Source organism: Streptomonospora sp. PA3, from assembly GCF_009728995.1.
Lineage (GTDB): Bacteria > Actinomycetota > Actinomycetes > Streptosporangiales > Streptosporangiaceae > Streptomonospora.
This window is the reverse complement of record NZ_VTZW01000016.1, coordinates 111,019-131,540: the sequence shown is the minus strand read 5'-3', so window position 1 is coordinate 131,540 and position 20,522 is coordinate 111,019. Positions and strand designations below refer to the sequence as shown.

The following is a 20,522-nucleotide window of genomic DNA, read 5'->3' as shown; positions in this document are numbered from 1 at the left end:
CCGCGGCGCAGATGAGCGGATTCTCATCCGCGTTTCATGTCGCTCGCCGCGCCGATCAGGCAGTCTCAAAGCCATGAACCCGCTGTACCGGACCGCCGCGATCGCCGCCGTCGTGCTTGCCGTGCTCGTGGGCGCGGCGTTCGCCTGGGCCTGGGGCCGGGAGGAGGCCTCCTCGCCGCCGGCCGAACGAGTCACCATCGGCGAGTCCCCCGACACCGCCCCGTCCTCGCCCGGCCCCGCGCAGAGCACCGGGCCCCGGCCCTCGCCGTCGGGCGGGGTCGTGGCGCCGCCCTCGCCCGTCACCGGTGACGACGGCGACGACGGAGCCGGTGACGACGACGCGGACGACGGCGACGACGCAGGCGATGACGACGACGGCGCGGACGGCGATGACGACGACTGACGCGACCCGCGACACCGCCCCCATCCCCGTCGTGCCCCCTCCCGCTCCCCGGCGGAGCATGCCCGCCCGCCTGCGCATCATGGTCTGGGTGGTGCTGCTGATGTTCGGCGTGCTCGCGCTGGTGAACCTGGTGACCTGGCAGACCCTGCGCAGCGACGCCCACGCGCGCATCGACACGGCCCTGGCCCAGGAGATCGACGAGTTCCACCGCTTCGCCGCCAAGGGCCACGACCGCCGGAGCGGGGAGCCGATCGCCGACGTGCACAGCGCGCTGCGCGCCCACATCATCGACCAGCACCCCGACGCCGACGAGATCATCTTCGGCCACGTCGACGAGGCGCCCGGCGCGGGCGCCGCCACCGGCCGCGTCCGGCAGGCGCAGGAACCGCACTACGACGTCTCCGCCGACGACCGGCTGCGCGCCCGCATCCTCACCACCCGAGCGGGCAGCGGGCAGGAGCAGACCCCCGCCGGGCCGCTGCGCTGGCACAAGATCCGCGTGGAGCCGCGCGCGGGCTCCGGCAGCCCCGGGGGCTGGTTCGTCATCGGCTACTTCGTCGAACCCGAGATGGCCGGCGTGCACCGCACCATGCGCACGCTGCTCCTGGTCAGCACGGCGGGCCTGGTGCTCGCGGGCGCGGCCGCCTGGTGGGTCGCCGGCCGCATCCTCGCCCCCGTCCGGCTCGTGCGCCAGGCGGCCGCACAGATCAGCGAAGAGGACCTCACCCGGCGCATCGAGGTCACCGGCAACGACGACATCGCGGCCCTGGCCGAGCAGTTCAACGGCATGCTCGACCGGCTGGAGCAGGCGTTCTCCACCCAGCGCCGGTTCGTCGACGACGCGGGCCACGAACTGCGCACCCCCATCACCATCGTGCGCGGCCACCTGGAGCTGATGGGCGACGACCCCGACGAGCGGCGCGAGGTGGTGCGGCTGGTCACCGACGAGCTGGACCGCATGGCGCGCATCGTCGAGGACCTGCTGCTGCTGGCCAAGGCGCAGCGCCCCGACTTCGTCCGGCCCGAGGAGGTCTGGCTCGCCGAGCTGACCGGCGACATCGAGGCCAAGGTGCGGGCGCTGGGCGAGCGAGACTGGCGCCTGGAGCACGTCGCCGAGGGCGCCGTCCTGGCCGATCCCCAGCTGATCACCCAGGCCATGGTCCAGCTCGCCTCCAACGCCGTGCGGCACACCCGACCCGGCGACACGATCCGCATCGGCTCGGCGATGTCGCCCGACGGCTCGGCCACCCTGTGGGTCGCCGATTCGGGACCGGGTATCCCCCCGGAGGAGCACGAGCGGATCTTCGAGCGCTTCTCCCGCGGCTCGGCCTCGGCGGGCAGGCCGGGCGCGGGGCTGGGCCTGGCCATCGTGCGCGCCATCGCCGATGCGCACCACGGCCGGGCCGCCGTGCACTCGGCCCCCGGCCAGGGGGCGGTGTTCACCCTGACGCTGCCCGCCGGCCCGAGGAGGGAGCACCCGTGAGCCGGATCCTCATCGCCGAGGACGAAGACCGCATCGCCGCGTTCGTGCGCAAAGGACTCAGCGCCAACGGCTACGCGGTGACGGTCGTCGACACCGGCGCCGACGCGGTCGGCTACGCCCTCACCGGAGAGTTCGACCTCATGGTGCTCGACATCGGGCTACCCGACGAGGACGGCTTCACCGTGCTGCGGAAGGTGCGAGCCAAAGGCGCGCGGCTTCCGGTGATCTTCCTGACCGCGCGCGACGGGGTCGACGACACCGTCAGCGGACTGGAGAACGGCGCCGACGACTACATGACCAAGCCCTTCCGCTTCGAGGAGCTGCTCGCCCGCGTCCGGCTGCGCATCCGCACCGACCGGGGCCCGGAGCCGTCCTCGCTCTCCGCGGGCGGGCTCACCCTGGACCTGCGCACCCGCCGGGCGGCCACCGACCGGGGCACCGCCGATCTCACCGCCCGCGAGTTCGCGCTGCTGGAGCTGCTGCTGCGGCACCGCGACCAGGTGCTCTCGCGCCAGCAGATCCTCTCCCACGTGTGGGGCTACGACTACGACCCCGGCTCCAACGTCGTCGACGTCTACATCCGCGCCCTGCGCAAGAAGCTCGGCGCCGAGCGCATCGAGACGGTGCGCGGGATGGGATACCGCCTGTCCGGGTGAGACCGCCGGGGCCGCACCGCCCCGGCGCGCCGTTCCCCGTCGAAACCCCGCGGCGCGGGGCCGACGTGTGTGGTACTTTTTGGGCGAACGACCAATACGATCGACCAGAGCGACTGCCCAGCAGATGGGCACGCCGGCCCGCCGGCGCACGCGGCGGACCAAGCGGCCCGCTTTCGGGCCGGCAGGAGGATCCATGGCCCGACCCACCACAGCGCAGCGCGGCCGCGAAGTGCGCCGCAGACTGCTCGCCGTGGCCTGCGAGCTCATCGCCGAGCACGGCTGGACGGCGGTCAGCACCCGCATGCTCGCCGAGCGCGCCGGCGTCACCCCGGGGCTGGTGCACTACCACTTCTCCTCGGTGCAGGCGCTGCTCTCCGAGGCGGCCATCGGCGCCATGCGCGACTACCTGGCCCGAATCCCCGAACTGCTCGACGGAGCCGCCACTCCGCAGCACGCGCTGGAGGCGGTGCTCGGCGAACTGGACGCGCACACGGGTCTGGATCCGGCGTCGCTGCTGTTCGTCGAGACCTATCTGGCCTCGACCCGCGACAGCGCCCTGCGGGAGGAGATCTCGGCGCTGCTGGCCCATTTCCGGGCGCGACTGGCCGATCGGCTGGCCCGCCACGGCACCGCCGACCCGGAGACGACGGCCGCGGTGCTGGCGGCCGCGATCGACGGAGTGCTGCTGCACCGGCCGCTGAGCCCCGGGACGACGGGAGCCGACGTCGCGCCGGTCCTGGGCCGCATCCTCGCGCCCGCCGCCGGCGGGCGCGGCAACGACCACACGGAAGGCACAGGTGAACCGTCATGAGAATCGCCGTCTGCGGAGCCGGTATCGCCGGGCTCGCCCTCGCCCAGCGCCTCGACGTCCTCGGTTTCGAGGTGGTCGTGCTGGAGAAGGCGCCCGGTCCGCGGCCCCAGGGCTACATGATCGACTTCTTCGGCCCCGGCTACGACGCCGCGGAGGCCATGGGCGTCCTGCCGCGCCTGCACGAACTCAGCCATCGTGTGGACGAGGCCGCCTACGTCGACGCCAAGGGGCGCAAGCGCGCCGGTCTGGACTACGACAAGTTCGCCCGTGCCGTGGGTGGCCGCCTGTTCAGCATCATGCGGCCCGACCTGGAGCAGGGGCTGCGCGAGCAGCTCTCAGACCGCGTCGACCTGCGCTATTCCACCAGCATCGAGGCGATCGACAACCGCTCCGACGGGGTGGGGCTGCGGCTGACCGACGGCAGCGAGCTGGAGGCCGACCTCCTCGTGGGCGCCGACGGCATCCACTCCCGGGTGCGCGCGATGGTCTTCGGCGACGAGGAGCGCTTCATCCGCTACCTCGGGTTCCACACCGCCGCCTACGTCTTCACCGACTCGCGGGTGCGCGCCGAGATCGGCGAGGGGTTCCGGCTCACCGACAGCGTGGACCGGCTGATGGGCTTCTACGCGCTGCGCGGCGGGCGGGTGGCCGCGTTCGCCGTCCACCGCACGCCCGATCCCACCCCTCCCGCCGACATCCAGACCACGCTGCGCGAGGTCTACGGTTCGCTGGGCTGGGTCGTCCCGCGGGCGCTGGAGGCCTGCCCGCCCGCCGACGAGATCTACTACGACCAGGTCTCCCAGATCCGCATGCCCGAGTGGAGCCGCGGCCGCGTCACCCTGCTCGGCGACTCCTGCCAGGCGGTCTCGCTGCTGGCGGGGATGGGCGCCTCGCTGGCGGTCGCCGGGGCCCATGTGCTGGCCGAGGCGCTCGCCGCCGAGGAGACGGTCGAGGCCGCGCTGCGCCGCTACGAGCGCGAATGGCACCCGGTGGCCGACGAGAAGCAGCACGTGGGGCGCAGGGGGGCGCGCGTCTTCCTGCCCGACACCCGCTGGATGCTGTGGGTGCGGCGGGTCGCGCTGCGCCTGTCGGTGGTGCCCGGGGTGGACCGCTACATCGCCGGCTCGCTCACCGGCAAGCCCGTCGTGCTGCCCAAGCCCTCGGCGGCGCGAAGCGGCCGCCGCGGCTGACGGGGTTGCGCGGGTCAGGCCCGCGGACTGCCGAGGTGGTGGTGGATGATCAGGTCGGTGTAGACGTCGCCGAGCTCGGCCTCGGACAGGCCGTCGTCGGGGTCGTACCAGCTCACCACCGACTCCAGGGCCTCCAGCACGGTCGCGGCCGCGGCGCCGGCGCTGGAGACCGGGAAGACGCCCTGCTCGGCGCCCTCGGCGATGAGCCCGCGCAGGTGCTCGCGGTAGGCCAGGCGGACGTCGGCGAGCTCGCGGTGGCGGCCGGGATGGACGGCGCGCAGCGCGGGCAGCACGGTGCGGCGCACGTCCTCTTCGGTGCGGTGATCGCGGCAGTGCCGGATGTGGCGCCGCACCAGGCGCTCCATCCGCTCCTGAGGGGTGCCGGGCCCGTCGTCGGCGAGCTGGTCGCGCACCAGCGCGTGCGCCGAGTGCAGCGCGATCGCGTAGGCCAGGTCGAGCCGGGTGGGAAAGGCTCTGCGGAAGGCGGCGGGATCGAGTCCGGTTGCGGCGGCGACCTCTTGCGCGACGGAGGCCGTGTTCAATCCGTGCAGTCCGCGGCGGGCGAGCACGCCCGCCGCCGTGCTGAGCGCGCGATCGAAGGTCTGCGCTTCGGGATGGGAAAGGTCCGCCGTCATGATCATCTCTGCATCGCCGGCCCCGGGCGGGGCGTAGTCGAGGGGTGCGCCGACGAACGCGCCATCGGCCTATTCGAGGATAGCGACATTCCGGGGACGTTTCAGAGAAAATCCGCTACGCGGAGAGTCCCGGTCGCGGGCGGTGGGCGGTGACGCGCGGGGAGCGAGGGGGCCGCGTGTTTCGGCTGGACGCGTAGGCGGGAAAACGGTGTGCCCGCGGCTCTGCACCGGAACCGAAATGAAGTGAATTCAATTCTCTTTCGAGTGCAGGCCGCCGCCGCGCTCCGGAGTCGGGCGCGGGATTTCCTCCGGTCCGGTATCGCTCGACGGGTCCTTGTAGCGGGTCAGGTTCACCAGTTCTCCGATGTTGGAGGTGACGATGGAGTCCACCCCCATTCCCGCCACCCGCACCATTTCCGGGAAGTCGTCGACCGTCCAGGCGGCGACGGCGTAGCCGTGGCGCTGGATCTCCAGCACCAGCTCCCGGGTGAGCAGACGGTAGTCGGTGCCGTAGACCTCGGGCCGCACGTCCTCCCAGACGTCGGGCGCCGGCAGGTCGGGCTGTGCCCAGGACAGCGCCATCCGCACGTGGGGCAGTTTCGCGCGCGCCGCGCGCAGCGTGTCGACCGTGCCCGTGTAGCACACGCGTTCGCCCATGCCGTGCTCGCCGACCACGGCATCGGCCGCCACCGCGGTCTCGACGTCGGCGACCTCGCACAGCAGCGAGCAGTGCGCCACCCCCGTGGCGGCCTCGGCCAGCACCTCCATGAACGTGGGAACGCGCTGCTCCACGTCGGTGTCCAGCGCCGCGAGCTCGGCCAGGGCGGGGCGGCGCCCGTGGCGCGTCAGTGCGCGGTCGTCCTCCAAGCCGCGTTCGCGGACCACGACGACGTGGCCGTCGGACGTCGTGCACAGGTCGACGGCGAGCGCGTCGGCGCCGGCCGCGATGGCCGAGCGGATCGCGGGCAGCGTGTTCTCGCGGAAGCGGGATGTATCGCCCCGCAGGGCGGTCGCCAGCGTCATGGATCAGCCCCCAGGCCCCGTGGTGCCGGCGGCGGACGTCCGCCGGACTAGGTCCACGGTGCCAAAGCGGGCGCGCTTACGTGGGCCGACTCGCTCCGGCCGAATCGATTCGGCTGTACCGCGAACACATCGCGGGCGTCCGACCAGGAGCCGGACGGCCGCCCACCGCGCCGGGTGCCCCGCGCCCAACACGCGGGGCGGGCTGCGCCGCGCTCTGGCGGACTGGGAGACTTCTGTGGTAAGCCCGCGTGTCCGCCGCTGCGGACGACGCGTCCCGTCCACGACTGGCGAAGGCGAAAGATGATCCCCGACCAGCGCCGCGAGCACATCCTCAAGCTCCTGCAGGAACGGCACGTGCTGAGCATCAACGAGCTCACCTCGATGCTGTCCGTCTCGCACATGACGGTGCGGCGCGACATCCAGGCGCTGGAGAACGACGGCAAGGTGCTCTCGGTCACCGGCGGAGTCCGCCTCGCCGCCCGGCTCAAGAGCGAGCCCTCCTACCTGGCCAAGGCCCAACTGGAGGTCCCGGCCAAGCGCGCGATCACCCGTGCGGCGGCCCAGCTGGTGCGGGAGAACTTCACCATCTTCCTCGACGCGGGCACCACGTCGCTGCAGATGGTCCCGATGCTCACCGAGAAGGTCGGACTGACGGTGGTCACCAACGACTTCAACGTGGTCGGCCACCTGATGGAGTATCCCAACATCGAACTCATCCACACCGGCGGCCTCGTCTCCCACGCCGATCACTCCTCGGTGGGGCAGTTCACCGCCGACTTTCTGAGCAAGGTCAACGTCGACATCGCGTTCGTCGCCAGCAGCTCCTGGGATGTGGAACGGGGTTCCACGACGCCCTCGGAGGCGAAGGTGGTGGCCAAGCAGCAGCTGCTGCGCGTGGCCTCCAAGAGCGTGCTCACCGTGGACAGCACGAAGTACGGCAAGTTCGGGACGTTCCGGGTGGCGCGCCTGGAGGAGTTCGATCTGATCATCACCGACGACCGGCTGCCGCAGTCGGCGGCCGACGAGATCCGGGCCCAGGACGTGCGGCTGGAGTTGGTCTCCCCGGAGTGAGCGCGGGACGGGGAGCCGACCGCCTGCGGCCGTGCGGAGCCGTGTGGCGGCTCAGGCCTCGTCGCTGCCCAGCTCGGCCGGGCAGAACAGCTCCAGCTGGATGCCGTCGGGATCGGAGAACTGGATCATGGAGCCGTTGTCGGAGTGCACGACAGGCGAGTGGTCGATGTCGAGGTCGGTGAGCCGCTCTTCCCAGTAGTCGAGCTCGCCGAGGCTGCTGACCTGGAAGGACACATGGTCCATGCCCGTCCGTCGGTGGTCGAAGGTCGCCTTGAACTGGTCCCTGTGCTGGATGAAGCCCAGGACGACCCCCGAGGGGTGCCGACACTCGGTGAGCAGCCATTGCTTGCCGTCGCGGGTCTTGTACTCCTTGAACCCGAGGACGGTGCGGTAGAACTCGATGCTGGCGTCGCGGTCGCGCACCGACAGGGTGATGTGCGCGAGCCCGGTCACTCGAGGCACGGAGACCTCTTTCCGGCGGTCCAGTGTCCGTCTGCGGGGAGGGAACAGCGTTAGCACGATTCTTGAGAATACGCGGGTCACCGGGGTCTGCAAGGACTTGTTAATGCACGCTTAACGGGACGGATCGGGCTCTGCTGCGGCGCGTCCGAGAGGGCGCCGGCGCACAAGGCCGCTGCGGTGGGATTCGCGGGCCTGCGCGCGGCCGCCGGCGGCACGCTGTGAGTCCCCCCACATCAAGACCGCGTCAACAACGGGCCGGGTGCCCGCCGCCGCCAGGCCCTGGCAGAGTGGCCGCCATGAGCGCGAGCACCACACTGCACGTCGTCACCGTCTTCCTGGGAGACGGCGGAACCGGCGGCAACGGACTGGGGGTCTTCCTGGAGGCGCCCGGACTGCCCGACAGCACCCGGCAGCGCATCGCCGCCGACCTCGGCTTCGCCGAGACCGTCTTCGTGGAGGAGCCCGACGGCGCGCGCCTGCGCATCCATACGCCCGCGATCGAGCTGCCGCTGGCCGGCCACCCGCTCGTGGGGACGGCGTGGCTGCTGGCCGAGCAGGGCTCGCCGGCCGGCGTGCTGAACCCGCCGGCGGGACCGGTCCCCACCTGGGCCGAGGGCGAGCGCGTGTGGATCCGCGCCGACCCCGGCCTCGCGCCGGTCTTCGACACCCGCCAGCTGGCCTCCCCGGCGGAGGTGGACGCCCTCCAGGGCGGCGAGAAGGGCGTCGACCTGCACGTGTGGGCCTGGCAGGACGAGGCGGCCGGGCACGTGCGGGTCCGGGTGTTCCCCGACGAGATGGGCATCGCCGAGGACGAGGCCACCGGCGCTGCGGCGCTGCGGCTGGGGCAGCAGCTCGGCCGCCCGCTGACGGTCCACCAGGGCGTCGGCTCGCGCATCGACGTGCGCCCCGGGCCAGAGGGAACCGTCGAGGTCGGCGGGCGCTGCGCACTGCTGGACACCCGCGAGTACCGCCTGCCCTAAATCGTTGATCGCACTCCATGCAGGAACCCACCGGGTACCACCCGGGGCGGTCACCATCGAGGCTGCGGCAATGGGTGCGCCCCGCGAAGCGCGGTCCGCCCGCCCGTCAGCCCGCCACCGCCCCAACGGAGACGCTGCGCGTCACCTGCTTGCTTGCCGCCGAGCGCACGAAGTTCTTCCCAGGTGGAGCCGTGCCACCGGTGGCGGGTCTCCGAAGCACTGGTGCACCTCCGCTCGGCGGCAAGCTGGCTCTGGATAAGTACGTGGCGCGAAGCGCCTCCGTTCTCAGCCGCGCACCAGGCGCCCGTAGACGATCAGGTTGCGCTCGTAGTGCCCCGATGCGGGGTCGAAGGGCTCCGCGCAGGTGACCAGCCGCAGGGCGGCGCGGTCCAGGGCGCCGTAGACCTCCGCGGCGGGGAAGCGGTCCTTGTCCACCCGCTCGGTGCGCCGCACCCGGAACAGCGCGGTCGAGCCGTCGGCGCGCCCGATGCGCACGGTGTCGCCGGGCACCAGTTCGCCCAGCCGGTGGAACACCGACGGCCCGGCGCGGGTGTCGCGGTGGCCGACGATCACGGCCGGACCCGGCTCGCCGGGGACGGCGCCGCCCCGGTACCAGCCCGCCACCCGCGTGCGCTCCAGCGGCGGTTCGTCCAGGGTGCCGTCGCGGTCGAGTCCGATCGGGACCACCTGCGCCCGCAGGCCGATGGCCTCGGCTGCGATCCGCACCGGCGCCGGCTCCGCGGCGGGCGTGGCATCGCCGGGCGCCTGCGGGCCGGGCGCGTGCTGCAGCGGCGCGGGCGCGGGAGGCGCCGGCGCAGGTTCGGCTCCGCCGGCGGAGCGGGTGAGCGCCGACGCCGCCGGGACCGACAGCAGCAGCGCCGCCGCGGCGAGCGCGCAGACCAGTCCGTGCGCGGCTGTTCTAGCGTGCACGGCGGGTCAGCCCGCTCGCGGCGGCCGCCGCGCCGCCCAGAGCCAGCAGCCCCGCCCCGGCCGCGGCGAGCAGCGGAGGGCGCAATCCCGGCTCGGCGCCGCCGCCCCCGGTCTGGGGTGCCCCCAGCGGAGTCGGTGTGAGCGGTCCGCGCACCACCGTGAACTCGCCTTCGCGTGTCTCGGCGGCGGTGCCGCCGACGCACTCGCCCAGCACGCTGTAGACGCCCGGAGGCGTACCCGGTGCCACCACGACGGGCACGGCCCCTTCGGCGTCGACGAGGTCGGCCGAGGGTACGCCCTGGAACGCCTGGGAGGTGAACTCCAGCCGTTCGGCCGGGCCCTCGCACGAGGCGCGCAGAGTGATGGAGTCGCCGGGAGCGGCCGTGGCAGGGATGATCTCGATCTCGGCTGCGGCCGCCGCGGGTGCGGCGCCCAGCGCGAGCGCGCTCGCCGCGAGGCCGGTCGTCACCAGGAGTCGCATGTCGTGTTCCCCTCGCCGCACGTCGGATACCTGCACGTTGTCACATTAGGTGAGGTATCGTCACGCACCGTTGTGAGTGTCGGCGGATTGCTGCCTTTCGATTCCACGGGAAACGGCCGCACACGCCCGCCGTCTGGGGAGCGGTCTACCCTCGAACCGAGGCGATGCGGCGAGCAGGGCGGAGTGGTGATGTCGGCGACGCGGTTGCTGGTGCTGGGAGTGGTGCGCTTCTCCGGTCGGGCGCACGGCTACCAGGTGCGGCGCGAACTGCTGAGCTGGGGCGCCGAGCAGTGGGCCAACGTCAAGCCCGGATCGGTCTACCACGCGCTCCGCCAGCTGCTGAAGAACGGGATGCTGCGCAGCGCCGGGGTCGAGGAGAGCGGCGAAGGGCCGGAGCGCACCCTGTTCGAGCTGACCGAGAGCGGCGAGGACGAGTTCGTCCGCCTATTGAACAAGGCACTGTCGGACGCCTCCGCCAAGCCGGAGTTCTTCGGCTCCGGAATCGCGTTCCTGACGTGCCAGCCCCGGGACCGGGTGATCAGACTGCTGCGGTTCCGCCTCGCCCGGCTCGAAGCCGAGCAGCAGAACCTCCGGTCGATGCTGGGGGACGGGCCCGCCTCCGATGACAAACCGGAGCACGTATGGGAGCTGTTCCGGTCCTGGATCGTGGCCGGGGACGCGGCGGTGGGCTACACCCGCGAACTGGTCGCACGCCTGGAGAACGGCGCTTACACCATGGCCGGCGAGGAGGAGTGGACGGCCTTCGGCGAGCCCGGCCCGATCGAGTCGGCGCAGCGCTGAGCGGGCGCCCCGCCGCCCGGGCCGGAGGCGGGACCGCCGCGAAAATCCCGTTTGACCGCAGTGTGCCGGGCCGCGATGATGGACAGTGTTCAAATTTGATTACCGGATCGATCCCAGGGAATACCGTGATCCACACCCGTGACCTCGCACGGACGTTCACCACCAAATCCGGCCCCGTCGAGGCGGTGCGCTGCCTCGACCTCGACGTGGAGGCGGGTGAGCTCGTCGCGTTTCTGGGGCCAAACGGAGCCGGCAAGTCCACCACCCTGCGCATGCTGACCACGCTGCTGCTGCCCACCTCCGGCAGCGCCGTCGTCGCGGGGCGCGACGTGGTCGCCGACCCGCGCGGCGTGCGGCGGCGCATCGGCTACGTCGGCCAGGGCCACGCCGCGGGAGCGGGCCAGTACGTCGGCGACGAGCTGGTCAACCAGGGCCGGCTCTACGGCTTGGGCAAGGCCGAGGCGCGCTCGCGCGCGGATGAGCTGATGGCCGAGCTGGAGCTGGAAGGGCTGGACCGGCGCGAGGCCGCCCACCTCTCCGGAGGCCAGCAGCGGCGGCTGGACATCGCCATGGGCCTGATCCACCGGCCCGAACTGCTCTTCCTCGACGAGCCCTCCACCGGCCTCGACCCGCACAGCCGCGCCAACCTCTGGGCGCACATCGCCCGGCTGCGCGAGGCATACGCAACCACCATCGTGCTCACCACCCACTACCTGGACGAGGCCGACGACGTCGCCGAGCGCGTGATCGTCATCGACCACGGATCGGTCATCGCCGACGGCACGCCCGACGAGCTCAAGGGCAAGGTGTCGGGCGACCTGGTGCTCCTGGAGACCGCCTCGGAGGAGGACGCCCGCGCCGCGGCGGCCGTCGTCGAGGCGGTGCCCTCGGCGCACTCGGTGGACACCGCGGGCGCCGCGGTGCGGATGCGCGTCGAGCGCGGCGACGCGGTCCTGCCCGAGGTCCTGCGCGCCGTCGACGCCCGCGGACTGGAGTTGCGCACCGTGCAGGTGCACCGCCCCTCGCTGGACGACGTCTTCCTCACCCTGACCGGGCGCAGCCTGCGCGAGAGCGACCGATGAGCCCCGGCCCCGCCCCCGCGCCGACCGCACCCGCCTCCCATGCCCCGAAAGGAACGCCCGTGATGCCCCTGCTGCGCGACACCTGGCTGGTTTTCCTCCGGCAGCTGCGCCCCACCCTGCACAATCCGGTCACCGGCCTGGGCTTCAGCCTGCTCCAGCCGGTGCTCTACCTCGCGCTGTTCGCGCCGCTGCTGTCGGGCATGCCCGGCGCGATGGGCCGGAACTCGCTGGACTGGTTCGTGCCCGGTGTGCTGGCGATGCTCGCGCTGTTCGGCACCTCCTTCGCGGGCTTCGGCCTGCTGCCCGAACTGCGCAGCGGCGCCCACGAGCGGCTGCTGGCCGCCCCCGTGAGCCGCGTCGCCCTGCTCCTGGGGCGGGTCATGCGCGACATCGCGATCCTGCTCGTCCAGTCGACGGCCATCCTGCTGCTCGTCATCCCCTTCGGGCTGCGGGTGTCGCCGCTGGGCGCGGCCGCGGGGCTGCTGGTGCTGCTGGTCATGGGCGTGGGCCTGGGCACGCTGTCGTACATGCTGGCGATGTCGGTGAAGCAGGAGTTCGTCTTCCCGGCCATCCTGCAGACGACGACCATGCCGCTGATCCTGCTGTCCGGCATCCTGCTGCCGATGGAGCTGGCGCCGACCTGGCTGTACACCCTCTCGCGCATCAACCCACTGAGCCACGTGGTCGACGCCGAGCGCGCACTCTTCGCCGGCGACTTCGGCGACCCCTCGGTGCTGCTCGGCTCCGGCGTGGCTCTCGCCGTGGCAGTCGTCGCCCTCGCGCTGGGCACCCGCCTCATGCGCCGCCTGGCGGCCTGAAGCGCGCGAAGCGAGGGCGATGCGGCCACCGGGCGATCGGCGCGCGGGTACCGCTCTTCCGTGTTAGCCGCTAACATGTTAGCGACTAACATCGCGGAGGCGGGCATGGGCGGCGACTGGCGGGAGCTGAAGAAGGCGCGCACCCGCGCGCGGATCCAGCAGGAGGCGCTGCGGCTGTTCGGCGAACAGGGCTACGAGGCCACCACCGTCGCCCGGATCGCCGCGGCCGCGGGCGTCTCGCACACCACCTTCTTCCGGTACTTCCCCACCAAGGAGGACGTCGTGCTCGGCGACGAGTACGACCCCCTGCTGGAGGAGGCGCTGCGCAGGCGTCCGGAGTCGGAGGACCTCATCGAGCGGGTGCGCAACGCCGTGGGGGAGGGGCTGGCCGCCGTCTACGCCGCCGACCGCGACGCGCTGCTGGCTCGGGTGCGGCTGGTGCTCAGCGCGCCGCCGCTGCGGGCACGGCTGTGGGAGCAGCTGCTGGGCACCCAGGCCCTGCTGGAGCGGGCGCTGGCGGGCACCGGCGATTCGGCCGAGGCGCCGATGCGGGTCCGCGTCGTCGCTGCGGCGTGCCTGGCCGTGCTGACCACGGCCATCACCGCCTGGGAGCGCGACGGCGGCCGCGGCGACCTGCCCGCGATCGTCGACGAGGCGTTCGACCATCTGCGCACGGAGCTGCGCTGAGCCGCGGGCGGCGGCGCCCGGAGAGGCGGACTGACATGGACCGACCGGTGATCGACGCGGCGGACCTGCGGGTGCGCTACCGCGGCGCCGAGTCCGACGCCGTGGCCGGGATGACCTTCACCGTCGCCTCCGGCGAGGTGTTCGGCTTCCTCGGCCCCAGCGGCGCGGGCAAGTCGACGGTGCAGCGGGTCCTCACCCGCCTGCTGCGCGGCTACGGAGGCAGCGCGAGCGTGTTCGGCCGCCCGCTGCACGCCTGGGGAGCGGAGTACTACGAGCGGATCGGCGTGGGCTTCGAGCTTCCGGCCGCGTTCGGCAAGCTCACCGCCGCGGAGAACCTCGCCGCCGTCGCCCGGCTGTACCGCCGCCCGGCGCTGCCCGTGGGCGAACTGCTGGACCTGGTGGACCTCGGCGCGGTCGCCGACCGGCGCGTCGACGGCTTCTCCAAGGGCATGCGCATGCGACTCAACCTGGCCCGGGCCCTGATCCACCGGCCCGACCTGCTGTTTCTGGACGAGCCCACCGGCGGCCAGGACCCCGTGCACGCCGCCGCCCTGCGCGAGGTGATCCGCGACCAGGCGCGCCGGGGCGCCACCGTGTTCCTGACGACCCACGACATGGCCACCGCCGACCGGCTGTGCGACCGGGTCGCCTTCGTCGTGGGCGGGCGCATCGCGGCGGTGGATTCGCCGCGCGCCTTCAAGCTCCGCTACGGGCGGCCCGGCGTGCGGGTGGAGTACCGCATCGGCGGGCGGCTGGACTCCGCCGAGCTGCCCCTGGACCGGCTCGCCGCCGATTCCCGGCTGGCCGACCTGCTCGCCCGCGGCGCGGTCGAGACGGTGCACACGCGCGAGGCGTCGCTGGACGACGTGTTCGCCACTGTCACCCGGTCCCGGCTGTGACCGGCGTTCGCGCGGCCCGGCGCCGCACCGCTGCGCCGCGCGCGGTAGCGGCGCCGGCCCTGGAGTGGCGGGTGCAGCTGCGCCACGGGGTGCCGGCCGCCGCGGCGGCGCTCGCTGTGCTGTGGACCGCGGTCCTCGCCGCGGTCCCGGCCGCCTGGGCGCCGACGGCGGCGGTCCACCTGCTGATCGTCGACACGGCCGGATTCGGAGTGCTCTTCGCGGTCGTGCTGGTGCTCTTCGAGCGGGCCGAGGGCGGCCGTGCGCTGCTGGCGGTGACCCCGCTGCGGCCGATCGAGTACATCACGGCCAGGACGGCGGTGCTGACCGCGCTTTCCGCGGGGATGGCCGTCCCGCTGACCCTCGCGGCCGCGCGGGAGCGCTCGGCCGCCGCGCTCGCGGCGCTGCCGCCGGCGTTGCTGGGGGTGTCGCTGCTGTCGCTGCTGCTGGTGGCACTGGCGCTGGCGGCCTGCGGCGGTGCGCAGGGGGTCGGCGTGCTGTTCACCCGGCTGCCGCTGGTCGCGCCGCTGGTGGCGGCACCGGCGGCGCGCGTCTCCGGCGCCGTGGAGCACCCGCTGCTGTTCGCCGTGCCCACGACGGGCGGCGCCGAGCTGATCCGTGCCGGGCTGCTGCCGCACGCCGCGCCCGGGTTCTGGGTGCTGGCGCCGGCGGCGCTGTACCTGCTCGCCTGCGCGGCGGGCGCCGTCCTCCTCGCCTGCCGGGCGGTGGCGCCCGAGACGGCGGCGCCGCCCGCCGGGGAACCGGGTCGGGCGGCGGCGAACACCGCGCCCAACCCCGCGGTGCCGGACGCGGTCCCTGCGGGGGTGCCGCGCGCGGGTGCGCCCGCCCGAGCAGGGGCCGCGACCGCCCGGCCGCGCGGCGGGGCGGTCGCGGGCCTGGCCCGCATCGACCTGCGCGGTCTGCTGCGGGATCCGATGCTGAGCGCGATGCTGCTGGGGCCGGCCGTAGTGGCGTTGCTGCTGCGCTGGGGCTATCCGCCGGCGCGCGGCTTCCTGGCCGACCGCTACGGGCTGGACGCCGGCGCCATCGGCCCGGTGCTGCTGGCCGCGCTGGTGGTGCTGCACGTGCCGCTGATGATCGGCGCCATCGCCGCCCTGCGCACGGTCGAGGACGCAGACGACGGCACGCTGCCGCTGCTGCGCGTCTCGCCGCTGGGTCTGGGCCGCTACCTGGCCTACCGGCTGGCGGCGGCCGGGGCGGCGGCGGGTGCGGGACTGGCCGCGGCGGTTCCGCTGTCGGGGCTGGCGGGCGAAGTCCCGGCCGACCGGGTGCCCGCGCTGGTGGCGGCCCTGGCGCTGGCCGCGCTCCAGGCGCCGCTGCTCGTGCTGGCCACCACCGCCTTCGCCCCGTCCAAGGTCGCGGCCCTGGTGCTGATCAAGGCCGCCGGTGCGGTCTTCACGCTGCTTCCGGTCGCGGTGTGGTGGCTGCCCGCACGGGCGGTGTGGGCGGCGGCGCCGCTCCCGCTGTTCTGGCCGGTGGCCGTGCTGCCGGGCTACGGCGCCGCCCCCTGGCCGGCGGGCCTGGCCGCGGGCCTGGCAGAGGCCGCGCTCGCCGGTGCCTGGCTGGTCCGCCGCACCTTCCGGCGGCTGGGTTCGGGGGGCTGATCCCCTCCGGCGCCCGCGGTGCCCGGCGCGGTCACGGGCGCACGGGCCGCCAGGTGTGGGCGCTGGAGAGCACCATCGTGCTGGAGGGGCGGCCGTGTTCGGCCAGCCGGTCGATGATCTTCTCGAAGTGGGCCATGGAGGCCACCGCGACCAGCAGCACGCAGCAGGCGTCGCCGGTGACGCGGTGCAGCTGCAGGATCTCGGGCATCTCCATGGCCTGCTCGTCGCGCAGCAGGCACAAAGGGCCGAAGCACTCCATGCGCACCAGCGCGGTCACCGGCAGCCCGGCGGCGGCCGGATCGACGTGGGCGTGGTATCCGGTGATCACGCCGGAGTCCTGGAGCCGCCGTACGCGCTCGGCCACCGCGGGCGCCGACAGGTTCACCCGGCGCGACAGCTCGTTGTAGGACAGCCGGGCGTCGTCCTGCAGTTCGGCGAGGATCCGCCGGTCGACGGAGTCCAGCACGGCCGTCCTCCTTTCGGGCCGCGCCCGGGGCGGGCGGAGGCCACGCGAAACCCATGTCCGGGCCAAGATCGCACACTTTGCGTCCGTGAACCCGCCACGGTGCATCCGTTGCAGATGTTAAGCATGGCGGGCTGATCGGCAAGCACCGGCCATTCAGTATGCGGCATCACCTGGCGCATGCTGAAGGCGATCACCCGGAGACGTACAAGTGAGGTGCGAGAACGATGGCGACGACCGCGTCCTACGACCACGGGCGTACCGCGGCCCGAGACGGGTCGGCGGAGGACGCCGGCGCACCGCAGACCTGCCCGGTGCTCGGCGGTGAGGAGCATCAGGAGCACGCTTACGCCGACTACGTGCGCGCCGAGACGCTGCTGAGCCTCCAGCAGCCGCGCACCGGCGAGCCGGCCGAGTACTCCTTCATCATCGGCTCGCAGGTGATGGAGCTGCTGTTCGACCTGATCCGCCGCCACTGGAGGGCCGCCCGGGACGCCCTGGAGGCCGGCGACACCGCGGCGGCCCTGGCGGCGCTGCGCCGCGGCACCGGAGCCCAGGACGTGCTCAACGAGTCGTGGGCGCTGCTGTCCACGCTGACCCCCACCGAGTTCGCGCGGTTCCGCGACGCGCTGGGCGTGGCCTCAGGGGTGCAGTCGATCGGTTACCGGCAGCTGGAGTTCCTGCTGGGCAACAAGTCCGCGGGGATGGCCCGGGCGCATCGCGGGCTGCCCGCACTCCACGCCGAACTGGAGCGCACGCTGGCCGAACCCGGGCTCTACGACGCGGCACTGCGGCTGCTGCACCGCCGCGGTCTGCCGGTTCCCGACGAGGCGGCCGAGCGCGACTGGCGCCGCCCCTACCGGCCCGACCCCCGCGTGGAGCGCGCCTGGGCCGAGGTCTACGCCGACGACCGCCCGGACAACGACCTGCTGCTGCTGGCCGAGGCACTGCTGGACACCGCCGAGCGCGTCACGCGCTGGCGGCAGCTGCACCTGATCGCGGTGAAGCGGACCATCGGCGCCAAGCCCGGCACGGGCGGCTCCAGCGGGCTGGACTGGCTGGCCCGAAACGCCGAGCAGGACGTGTTCCCCGAACTGTGGTCGCTGCGCAACGGAGTCTGAGGGCGCCGGCGGCGGGAAGGACCGTCGGCGGCCCGCCTCGCACATCCTCCGTCCGGCTCTGGAAGGCTGCACACATGACATCCGTCACCCGACCCGACTGCGTCCGCCGCGACGACGAGGACCCGCTGGGCTCCTTCCGCGGACGGTTCCTGCTGCCCGAGGGCCTCGTCTACCTCGACGGCAACTCGCTCGGGGCCCTTCCGGCGCAGACGCCGGGCCGCATCGCCCAGACCGTCGAGCACGAATGGGGCCGGCGGCTCATCGCGAGCTGGAACGAGGCCGGCTGGTGGGAAAAGCCGCGCACGCTCGGCGCCCGCCTCGCCCCACTGGTGGGTGCCGCGCCCCACGAGGTGGTCGTGGGCGACGGCACCTCCGCCAACCTGTTCAAGACGCTGGTCGCGGCGCTGCGGCTGAATCCCGGGCGCGACGTCGTGCTGGGGGAGGCGGGCAATTTTCCCACCGACCTCTACATCACCGAGGGTGTGACCGAAATCATGGGCGCGGTCGAGCGCCGGGTCGACGCCGACAACCGGGCCGCGCTGGCCGGCGCGCTGGCGGCGGGCGACGTCGCCGTCGCGCTGCTCAGCCATGTCGACTACCGCACCGGGGCCCTGCGCGACATGGCGGAGATCACTCGACTGGCCCACGCAAACGGCGCGCTGGTGGTGTGGGACCTGTGCCACAGCGTCGGCGCGCTGCCCGTGCGCCTGGCCGACTGCGGCGCCGACTTCGCCGTGGGCTGCACCTACAAGTACCTCAACGCCGGGCCGGGCGCGCCGGCGTTCATCTTCGCCGCCGCACGCCACCACGCCGCCGCGCGCCAGCCCCTGACCGGCTGGCACGGCCACGCCCGCCCGTTCGACTTCGCCGACGGCTACGCACCCGCCGAAGGCGCCAGCCGGTTCCTCAGCGGCTCCCAGCCGGTGGTGGCCGCGGCCGCGCTGGACGCGTCGCTGGAACTGTGGCAGGAGGTGGACCTGGACCTGCTGCGCGCGAAGAGCCTGGCCCTGACCGAGCTGTTCATCGAGCTGACCGAGCCCGCCGGATTGGAGTTGGCGACTCCCCGCGCGGCCGAGCGGCGCGGCAGCCAGGTGTCGCTGCGCCATCCACAGGGCTATGCGATGGTCCAGGCGCTGATCGAGCGCGGCGTGGTGGGCGATTTCCGCGCGCCCGACATCCTGCGGTTCGGGTTCGCGCCGCTTTACCTGCGCTATGCCGACGTCTTCGACGCGGCCACCGCCCTGGTGGACGTGGTTCACAGCGGGGAGTGGCGTGACCCACGCTTTGCCGTGGCACGAGCGGTGACCTGACCGCTGCGCCGCGTCCGCGAAGGGCTCCCCGGATCCGGCACCCGTCTAACTGTGACGGGTGCCATATTTTTTGCTGTTTAAAGTCCGAGAAACCAGCGCACATGGGGGTTCCGTATCGCGCAGGCGGCTGCGGCACCCGCTCTGATCTGCGGTTTTACGCTTGCGCTTGTGGCGTTTGACTTTTTCGTGGGCTACAGTCCTTCGTGATCGGTTCGTGACCTGCTCATTACCTTTCAGGTCAGCCGATGCCGAGCCCCGGAATCTGACCCCGGGGAAGAGAGGCCCCCGACCTCTTGCGGGCTGGGCCGCGCATCCAGCGCCTGCCCCGGTGCGCCGTCCTTCGACGGCGGCCAGCGATCCCGCCGCTCCTGGCCATCCAGTCAGGAGACCCCACCAGGCACTCCCTGCCTTCGGACGCCCCTGCCACCGGCATGTCCGCAAGGCCGGTCCCGCCGTGCCTGAGCGGCCTCGCTCGGTCCTGCTCTGTCGAATTGGGTTTGCGTTTCTTATGAGTTCTGACCCCATCCAGTATGGCGAAGTAAAGGCGTCCTACTTCTGGGACGACGGTTCCGGCATCAACGGCGACACAGGCGCTCCCGCTTCGGGCAAGCCCATGCAGAAGGGCATGGCGGCCAGCCCGAGCTGGCCCCTGGGCACCGAGGGATACGTCGAGTACAACGGCAAGAAGGCGGAGTTCTTCATCGGCGACCGCGGGCCCGGCTTCCCGGCCGAGAACTGCGACGTCCTCCTCGACCTCGACGGCAAGACCTTCGCCGAGCTCGTCGGATCGAGCTGGAACGACTCCAGCTACACCGTCGCCAGCGGCCAGGGCCACATCGACGTCGAGTACTACATCACCGAGTGGGGCGACGGCGCGGGCACGCCCGGCGCGCCCCAGCCCATGAGCGGCTCGGAGGTCTGCGACGGCGAGGCCGTCCAGCCGGTCCCCGCCTCCGCCAAGGACGGCGGTGACCAGAAGCAGCAGCCGGAGGAGTCCTCCGAGCAGGACTCCTCCGAGCAGGCCGCATCCGAGGAGAGCGCGGACGGCGGCGAGGACGAGAAGTCCGCGCAGCAGAAGGCCGAGGACTCCGCCGACGACGGCTCGCAGAGCGAGCAGGCCGCCGAGGACGGGCAGTCCGGCGCCGCCTCGGGCGGCGACAGCGGCGACGGCGGCTCCGGCAAGGGCCTGACCGCCGAGACCGCGGCCAACGACGTCTCCGGCATCTCGCTGGCGGGCAACGACCTGCCCCTGGCGGCCGGGGTGCTCACCCTGGCCATCGTGCCCGCGCTGCTGGTCGCCCTGCTGTTCGCGCGGCGCAGCCGCGCCGTGGACTACGCGGGCGCCCACCGCTCGTCCTCCCTGCTGAGCGCCGCGGGCATGCGCGAGACCGTGCAGAGCGTGCGTGAGCGCATCCCCGGCTCCTGGGCCGAGGCGAAGTCGGCCGCCGGCGGTTACTGGGAGCGTGCGGCCCGCGCCGTGCGGGAGCGCGGTTCCCCGCGCGGCGGCCAGGAGTAACCCGGGCCGGGCAACCCGGATCCGGACCTCCCGGCTCCCGCGGCCGCGCCCCCGTATGCCGAAACCGGCATGCGGGGG

Annotated in this window: 22 protein-coding genes; 16 read left to right on the top strand and 6 right to left on the bottom strand. The window is 73.2% G+C overall.

The window, feature by feature from the left end:
• Positions 1–73 precede the first annotated feature (73 nt).
• From FZ103_RS17095 to FZ103_RS17075, 5 genes are all read left to right on the top strand, one after another.
• Positions 74–403, top strand: a complete 330-nt coding sequence (locus FZ103_RS17095) for a hypothetical protein (RefSeq protein WP_156002496.1) — start codon at positions 74–76, stop codon at positions 401–403.
• The gene (locus tag FZ103_RS17090) at positions 390–1,886 is read left to right on the top strand and encodes a HAMP domain-containing sensor histidine kinase (protein ID WP_255430085.1); all 1,497 of its coding nucleotides are present in this window, start codon (positions 390–392) and stop codon (positions 1,884–1,886) included. Before FZ103_RS17095 ends, FZ103_RS17090 begins: the two co-directional genes overlap by 14 nt.
• Complete coding sequence (locus tag FZ103_RS17085) at positions 1,883–2,542, top strand: response regulator transcription factor (protein WP_186356438.1); 660 nt, start codon at positions 1,883–1,885, stop codon at positions 2,540–2,542. Before FZ103_RS17090 ends, FZ103_RS17085 begins: the two co-directional genes overlap by 4 nt.
• A 193-nt stretch (positions 2,543–2,735) precedes the next feature.
• Positions 2,736–3,353, top strand: coding sequence for a TetR/AcrR family transcriptional regulator (locus FZ103_RS17080; protein WP_156002495.1), 618 nt, complete (start codon positions 2,736–2,738; stop codon positions 3,351–3,353).
• A complete protein-coding gene (locus FZ103_RS17075; RefSeq protein ID WP_156002494.1) occupies positions 3,350–4,543 on the top strand; it encodes an FAD-dependent monooxygenase in 1,194 nt (397 codons plus the stop codon). Before FZ103_RS17080 ends, FZ103_RS17075 begins: the two co-directional genes overlap by 4 nt.
• A gap of 14 nt (positions 4,544–4,557) precedes the next feature.
• Here the strand turns inward: FZ103_RS17075 and FZ103_RS17070 are convergent, their stop codons facing one another.
• Both FZ103_RS17070 and FZ103_RS17065 read right to left on the bottom strand, forming a co-directional pair.
• Positions 4,558–5,178, bottom strand: a complete 621-nt coding sequence (locus tag FZ103_RS17070) for a TetR/AcrR family transcriptional regulator (protein ID WP_255430084.1) — start codon at positions 5,176–5,178, stop codon at positions 4,558–4,560.
• Positions 5,179–5,427: 249 nt separating this feature from the next.
• Positions 5,428–6,201 carry a glycerophosphodiester phosphodiesterase gene (locus tag FZ103_RS17065; protein WP_156002492.1) on the bottom strand — a complete coding sequence of 258 codons (774 nt, stop codon included), beginning with the start codon at positions 6,199–6,201 and terminating at the stop codon, positions 5,428–5,430.
• Positions 6,202–6,501: 300 nt separating this feature from the next.
• On the opposite strand from FZ103_RS17065, the gene FZ103_RS17060 reads away from it, so the two are divergent.
• Entirely contained in the window at positions 6,502–7,272 is a 771-nt protein-coding gene (locus FZ103_RS17060) for a DeoR/GlpR family DNA-binding transcription regulator (protein ID WP_156002491.1), read from the top strand.
• A gap of 51 nt (positions 7,273–7,323) precedes the next feature.
• On the opposite strand, the gene FZ103_RS17055 is transcribed toward FZ103_RS17060, so the two are convergent.
• The gene (locus FZ103_RS17055) at positions 7,324–7,734 is read right to left on the bottom strand and encodes a VOC family protein (RefSeq protein ID WP_186356437.1); all 411 of its coding nucleotides are present in this window, start codon (positions 7,732–7,734) and stop codon (positions 7,324–7,326) included.
• 296 nt (positions 7,735–8,030) lie between these two features.
• On the opposite strand from FZ103_RS17055, the gene FZ103_RS17050 reads away from it, so the two are divergent.
• Complete coding sequence (locus tag FZ103_RS17050; protein ID WP_156002490.1) at positions 8,031–8,714, top strand: PhzF family phenazine biosynthesis protein; 684 nt, start codon at positions 8,031–8,033, stop codon at positions 8,712–8,714.
• Between the two features lie 285 nt (positions 8,715–8,999).
• On the opposite strand, the gene FZ103_RS17045 is transcribed toward FZ103_RS17050, so the two are convergent.
• Positions 9,000–9,644: a class F sortase gene (locus FZ103_RS17045; RefSeq protein WP_343233576.1), complete on the bottom strand. Its 645-nt coding sequence runs from the start codon at positions 9,642–9,644 to the stop codon at positions 9,000–9,002.
• The gene (locus FZ103_RS17040; protein WP_156002489.1) at positions 9,634–10,125 is read right to left on the bottom strand and encodes a hypothetical protein; all 492 of its coding nucleotides are present in this window, start codon (positions 10,123–10,125) and stop codon (positions 9,634–9,636) included. Before FZ103_RS17040 ends, FZ103_RS17045 begins: the two co-directional genes overlap by 11 nt.
• A gap of 189 nt (positions 10,126–10,314) precedes the next feature.
• Between FZ103_RS17040 and FZ103_RS17035 the strand changes: the two genes are divergently transcribed.
• The 6 genes from FZ103_RS17035 to FZ103_RS17010 all read left to right on the top strand — a co-directional run bounded on the left by FZ103_RS17035 (position 10,315) and on the right by FZ103_RS17010 (position 16,034).
• Positions 10,315–10,926, top strand: coding sequence for a PadR family transcriptional regulator (locus FZ103_RS17035; protein ID WP_156002488.1), 612 nt, complete (start codon positions 10,315–10,317; stop codon positions 10,924–10,926).
• Between the two features lie 125 nt (positions 10,927–11,051).
• A complete protein-coding gene (locus FZ103_RS17030; RefSeq protein WP_186356436.1) occupies positions 11,052–12,008 on the top strand; it encodes an ATP-binding cassette domain-containing protein in 957 nt (318 codons plus the stop codon).
• Positions 12,009–12,070: 62 nt separating this feature from the next.
• Positions 12,071–12,826: an ABC transporter permease gene (locus FZ103_RS17025; RefSeq protein WP_255430083.1), complete on the top strand. Its 756-nt coding sequence runs from the start codon at positions 12,071–12,073 to the stop codon at positions 12,824–12,826.
• Positions 12,827–12,901: 75 nt separating this feature from the next.
• Positions 12,902–13,513, top strand: a complete 612-nt coding sequence (locus tag FZ103_RS17020; protein ID WP_255430082.1) for a TetR family transcriptional regulator — start codon at positions 12,902–12,904, stop codon at positions 13,511–13,513.
• 35 nt (positions 13,514–13,548) lie between these two features.
• Positions 13,549–14,412, top strand: coding sequence for an ABC transporter ATP-binding protein (locus tag FZ103_RS17015; protein ID WP_156002485.1), 864 nt, complete (start codon positions 13,549–13,551; stop codon positions 14,410–14,412).
• Positions 14,409–16,034: a hypothetical protein gene (locus tag FZ103_RS17010; protein WP_186356435.1), complete on the top strand. Its 1,626-nt coding sequence runs from the start codon at positions 14,409–14,411 to the stop codon at positions 16,032–16,034. Before FZ103_RS17015 ends, FZ103_RS17010 begins: the two co-directional genes overlap by 4 nt.
• A gap of 31 nt (positions 16,035–16,065) precedes the next feature.
• Here FZ103_RS17010 and FZ103_RS17005 read toward each other — a convergent pair whose 3' ends face one another.
• Entirely contained in the window at positions 16,066–16,497 is a 432-nt protein-coding gene (locus FZ103_RS17005; RefSeq protein WP_255430112.1) for an Lrp/AsnC family transcriptional regulator, read from the bottom strand.
• Between the two features lie 227 nt (positions 16,498–16,724).
• Between FZ103_RS17005 and FZ103_RS17000 the strand changes: the two genes are divergently transcribed.
• From FZ103_RS17000 to FZ103_RS16990, 3 genes are all read left to right on the top strand, one after another.
• A complete protein-coding gene (locus FZ103_RS17000; protein WP_156002483.1) occupies positions 16,725–17,618 on the top strand; it encodes a tryptophan 2,3-dioxygenase in 894 nt (297 codons plus the stop codon).
• Between the two features lie 74 nt (positions 17,619–17,692).
• The gene (kynU, locus tag FZ103_RS16995) at positions 17,693–18,928 is read left to right on the top strand and encodes a kynureninase (RefSeq protein WP_156002482.1); all 1,236 of its coding nucleotides are present in this window, start codon (positions 17,693–17,695) and stop codon (positions 18,926–18,928) included.
• Positions 18,929–19,436: 508 nt separating this feature from the next.
• Positions 19,437–20,444 carry a hypothetical protein gene (locus FZ103_RS16990; RefSeq protein ID WP_186356434.1) on the top strand — a complete coding sequence of 336 codons (1,008 nt, stop codon included), beginning with the start codon at positions 19,437–19,439 and terminating at the stop codon, positions 20,442–20,444.
• The last annotated feature ends 78 nt before the right edge of the window (positions 20,445–20,522 follow it).

What these genes read in the sequence shown, in the direction of transcription:
- FZ103_RS17035 (WP_156002488.1), top strand. Translation starts at nt 10,315, where the DNA reads ATGTCGGCGACGCGGTTGCTGGTGCTGGGAGTGGTGCGCTTCTCCGGT.
- FZ103_RS17015 (WP_156002485.1), top strand. Translation starts at nt 13,549, where the DNA reads ATGGACCGACCGGTGATCGACGCGGCGGACCTGCGGGTGCGCTACCGC.
- FZ103_RS17060 (WP_156002491.1), top strand. Translation starts at nt 6,502, where the DNA reads ATGATCCCCGACCAGCGCCGCGAGCACATCCTCAAGCTCCTGCAGGAA.
- FZ103_RS17050 (WP_156002490.1), top strand. Translation starts at nt 8,031, where the DNA reads ATGAGCGCGAGCACCACACTGCACGTCGTCACCGTCTTCCTGGGAGAC.
- FZ103_RS17000 (WP_156002483.1), top strand. Translation starts at nt 16,725, where the DNA reads ATGGCGACGACCGCGTCCTACGACCACGGGCGTACCGCGGCCCGAGAC.
- FZ103_RS17040 (WP_156002489.1), bottom strand. Translation starts at nt 10,125, where the DNA reads ATGCGACTCCTGGTGACGACCGGCCTCGCGGCGAGCGCGCTCGCGCTG.
- FZ103_RS16990 (WP_186356434.1), top strand. Translation starts at nt 19,437, where the DNA reads ATGAGTTCTGACCCCATCCAGTATGGCGAAGTAAAGGCGTCCTACTTC.
- FZ103_RS17020 (WP_255430082.1), top strand. Translation starts at nt 12,902, where the DNA reads ATGTTAGCGACTAACATCGCGGAGGCGGGCATGGGCGGCGACTGGCGG.
- FZ103_RS17070 (WP_255430084.1), bottom strand. Translation starts at nt 5,178, where the DNA reads ATGACGGCGGACCTTTCCCATCCCGAAGCGCAGACCTTCGATCGCGCG.
- kynU (WP_156002482.1), top strand. Translation starts at nt 17,693, where the DNA reads ATGACATCCGTCACCCGACCCGACTGCGTCCGCCGCGACGACGAGGAC.
- FZ103_RS17065 (WP_156002492.1), bottom strand. Translation starts at nt 6,201, where the DNA reads ATGACGCTGGCGACCGCCCTGCGGGGCGATACATCCCGCTTCCGCGAG.
- FZ103_RS17095 (WP_156002496.1), top strand. Translation starts at nt 74, where the DNA reads ATGAACCCGCTGTACCGGACCGCCGCGATCGCCGCCGTCGTGCTTGCC.
- FZ103_RS17025 (WP_255430083.1), top strand. Translation starts at nt 12,071, where the DNA reads ATGCCCCTGCTGCGCGACACCTGGCTGGTTTTCCTCCGGCAGCTGCGC.
- FZ103_RS17075 (WP_156002494.1), top strand. Translation starts at nt 3,350, where the DNA reads ATGAGAATCGCCGTCTGCGGAGCCGGTATCGCCGGGCTCGCCCTCGCC.
- FZ103_RS17080 (WP_156002495.1), top strand. Translation starts at nt 2,736, where the DNA reads ATGGCCCGACCCACCACAGCGCAGCGCGGCCGCGAAGTGCGCCGCAGA.
- FZ103_RS17090 (WP_255430085.1), top strand. Translation starts at nt 390, where the DNA reads ATGACGACGACTGACGCGACCCGCGACACCGCCCCCATCCCCGTCGTG.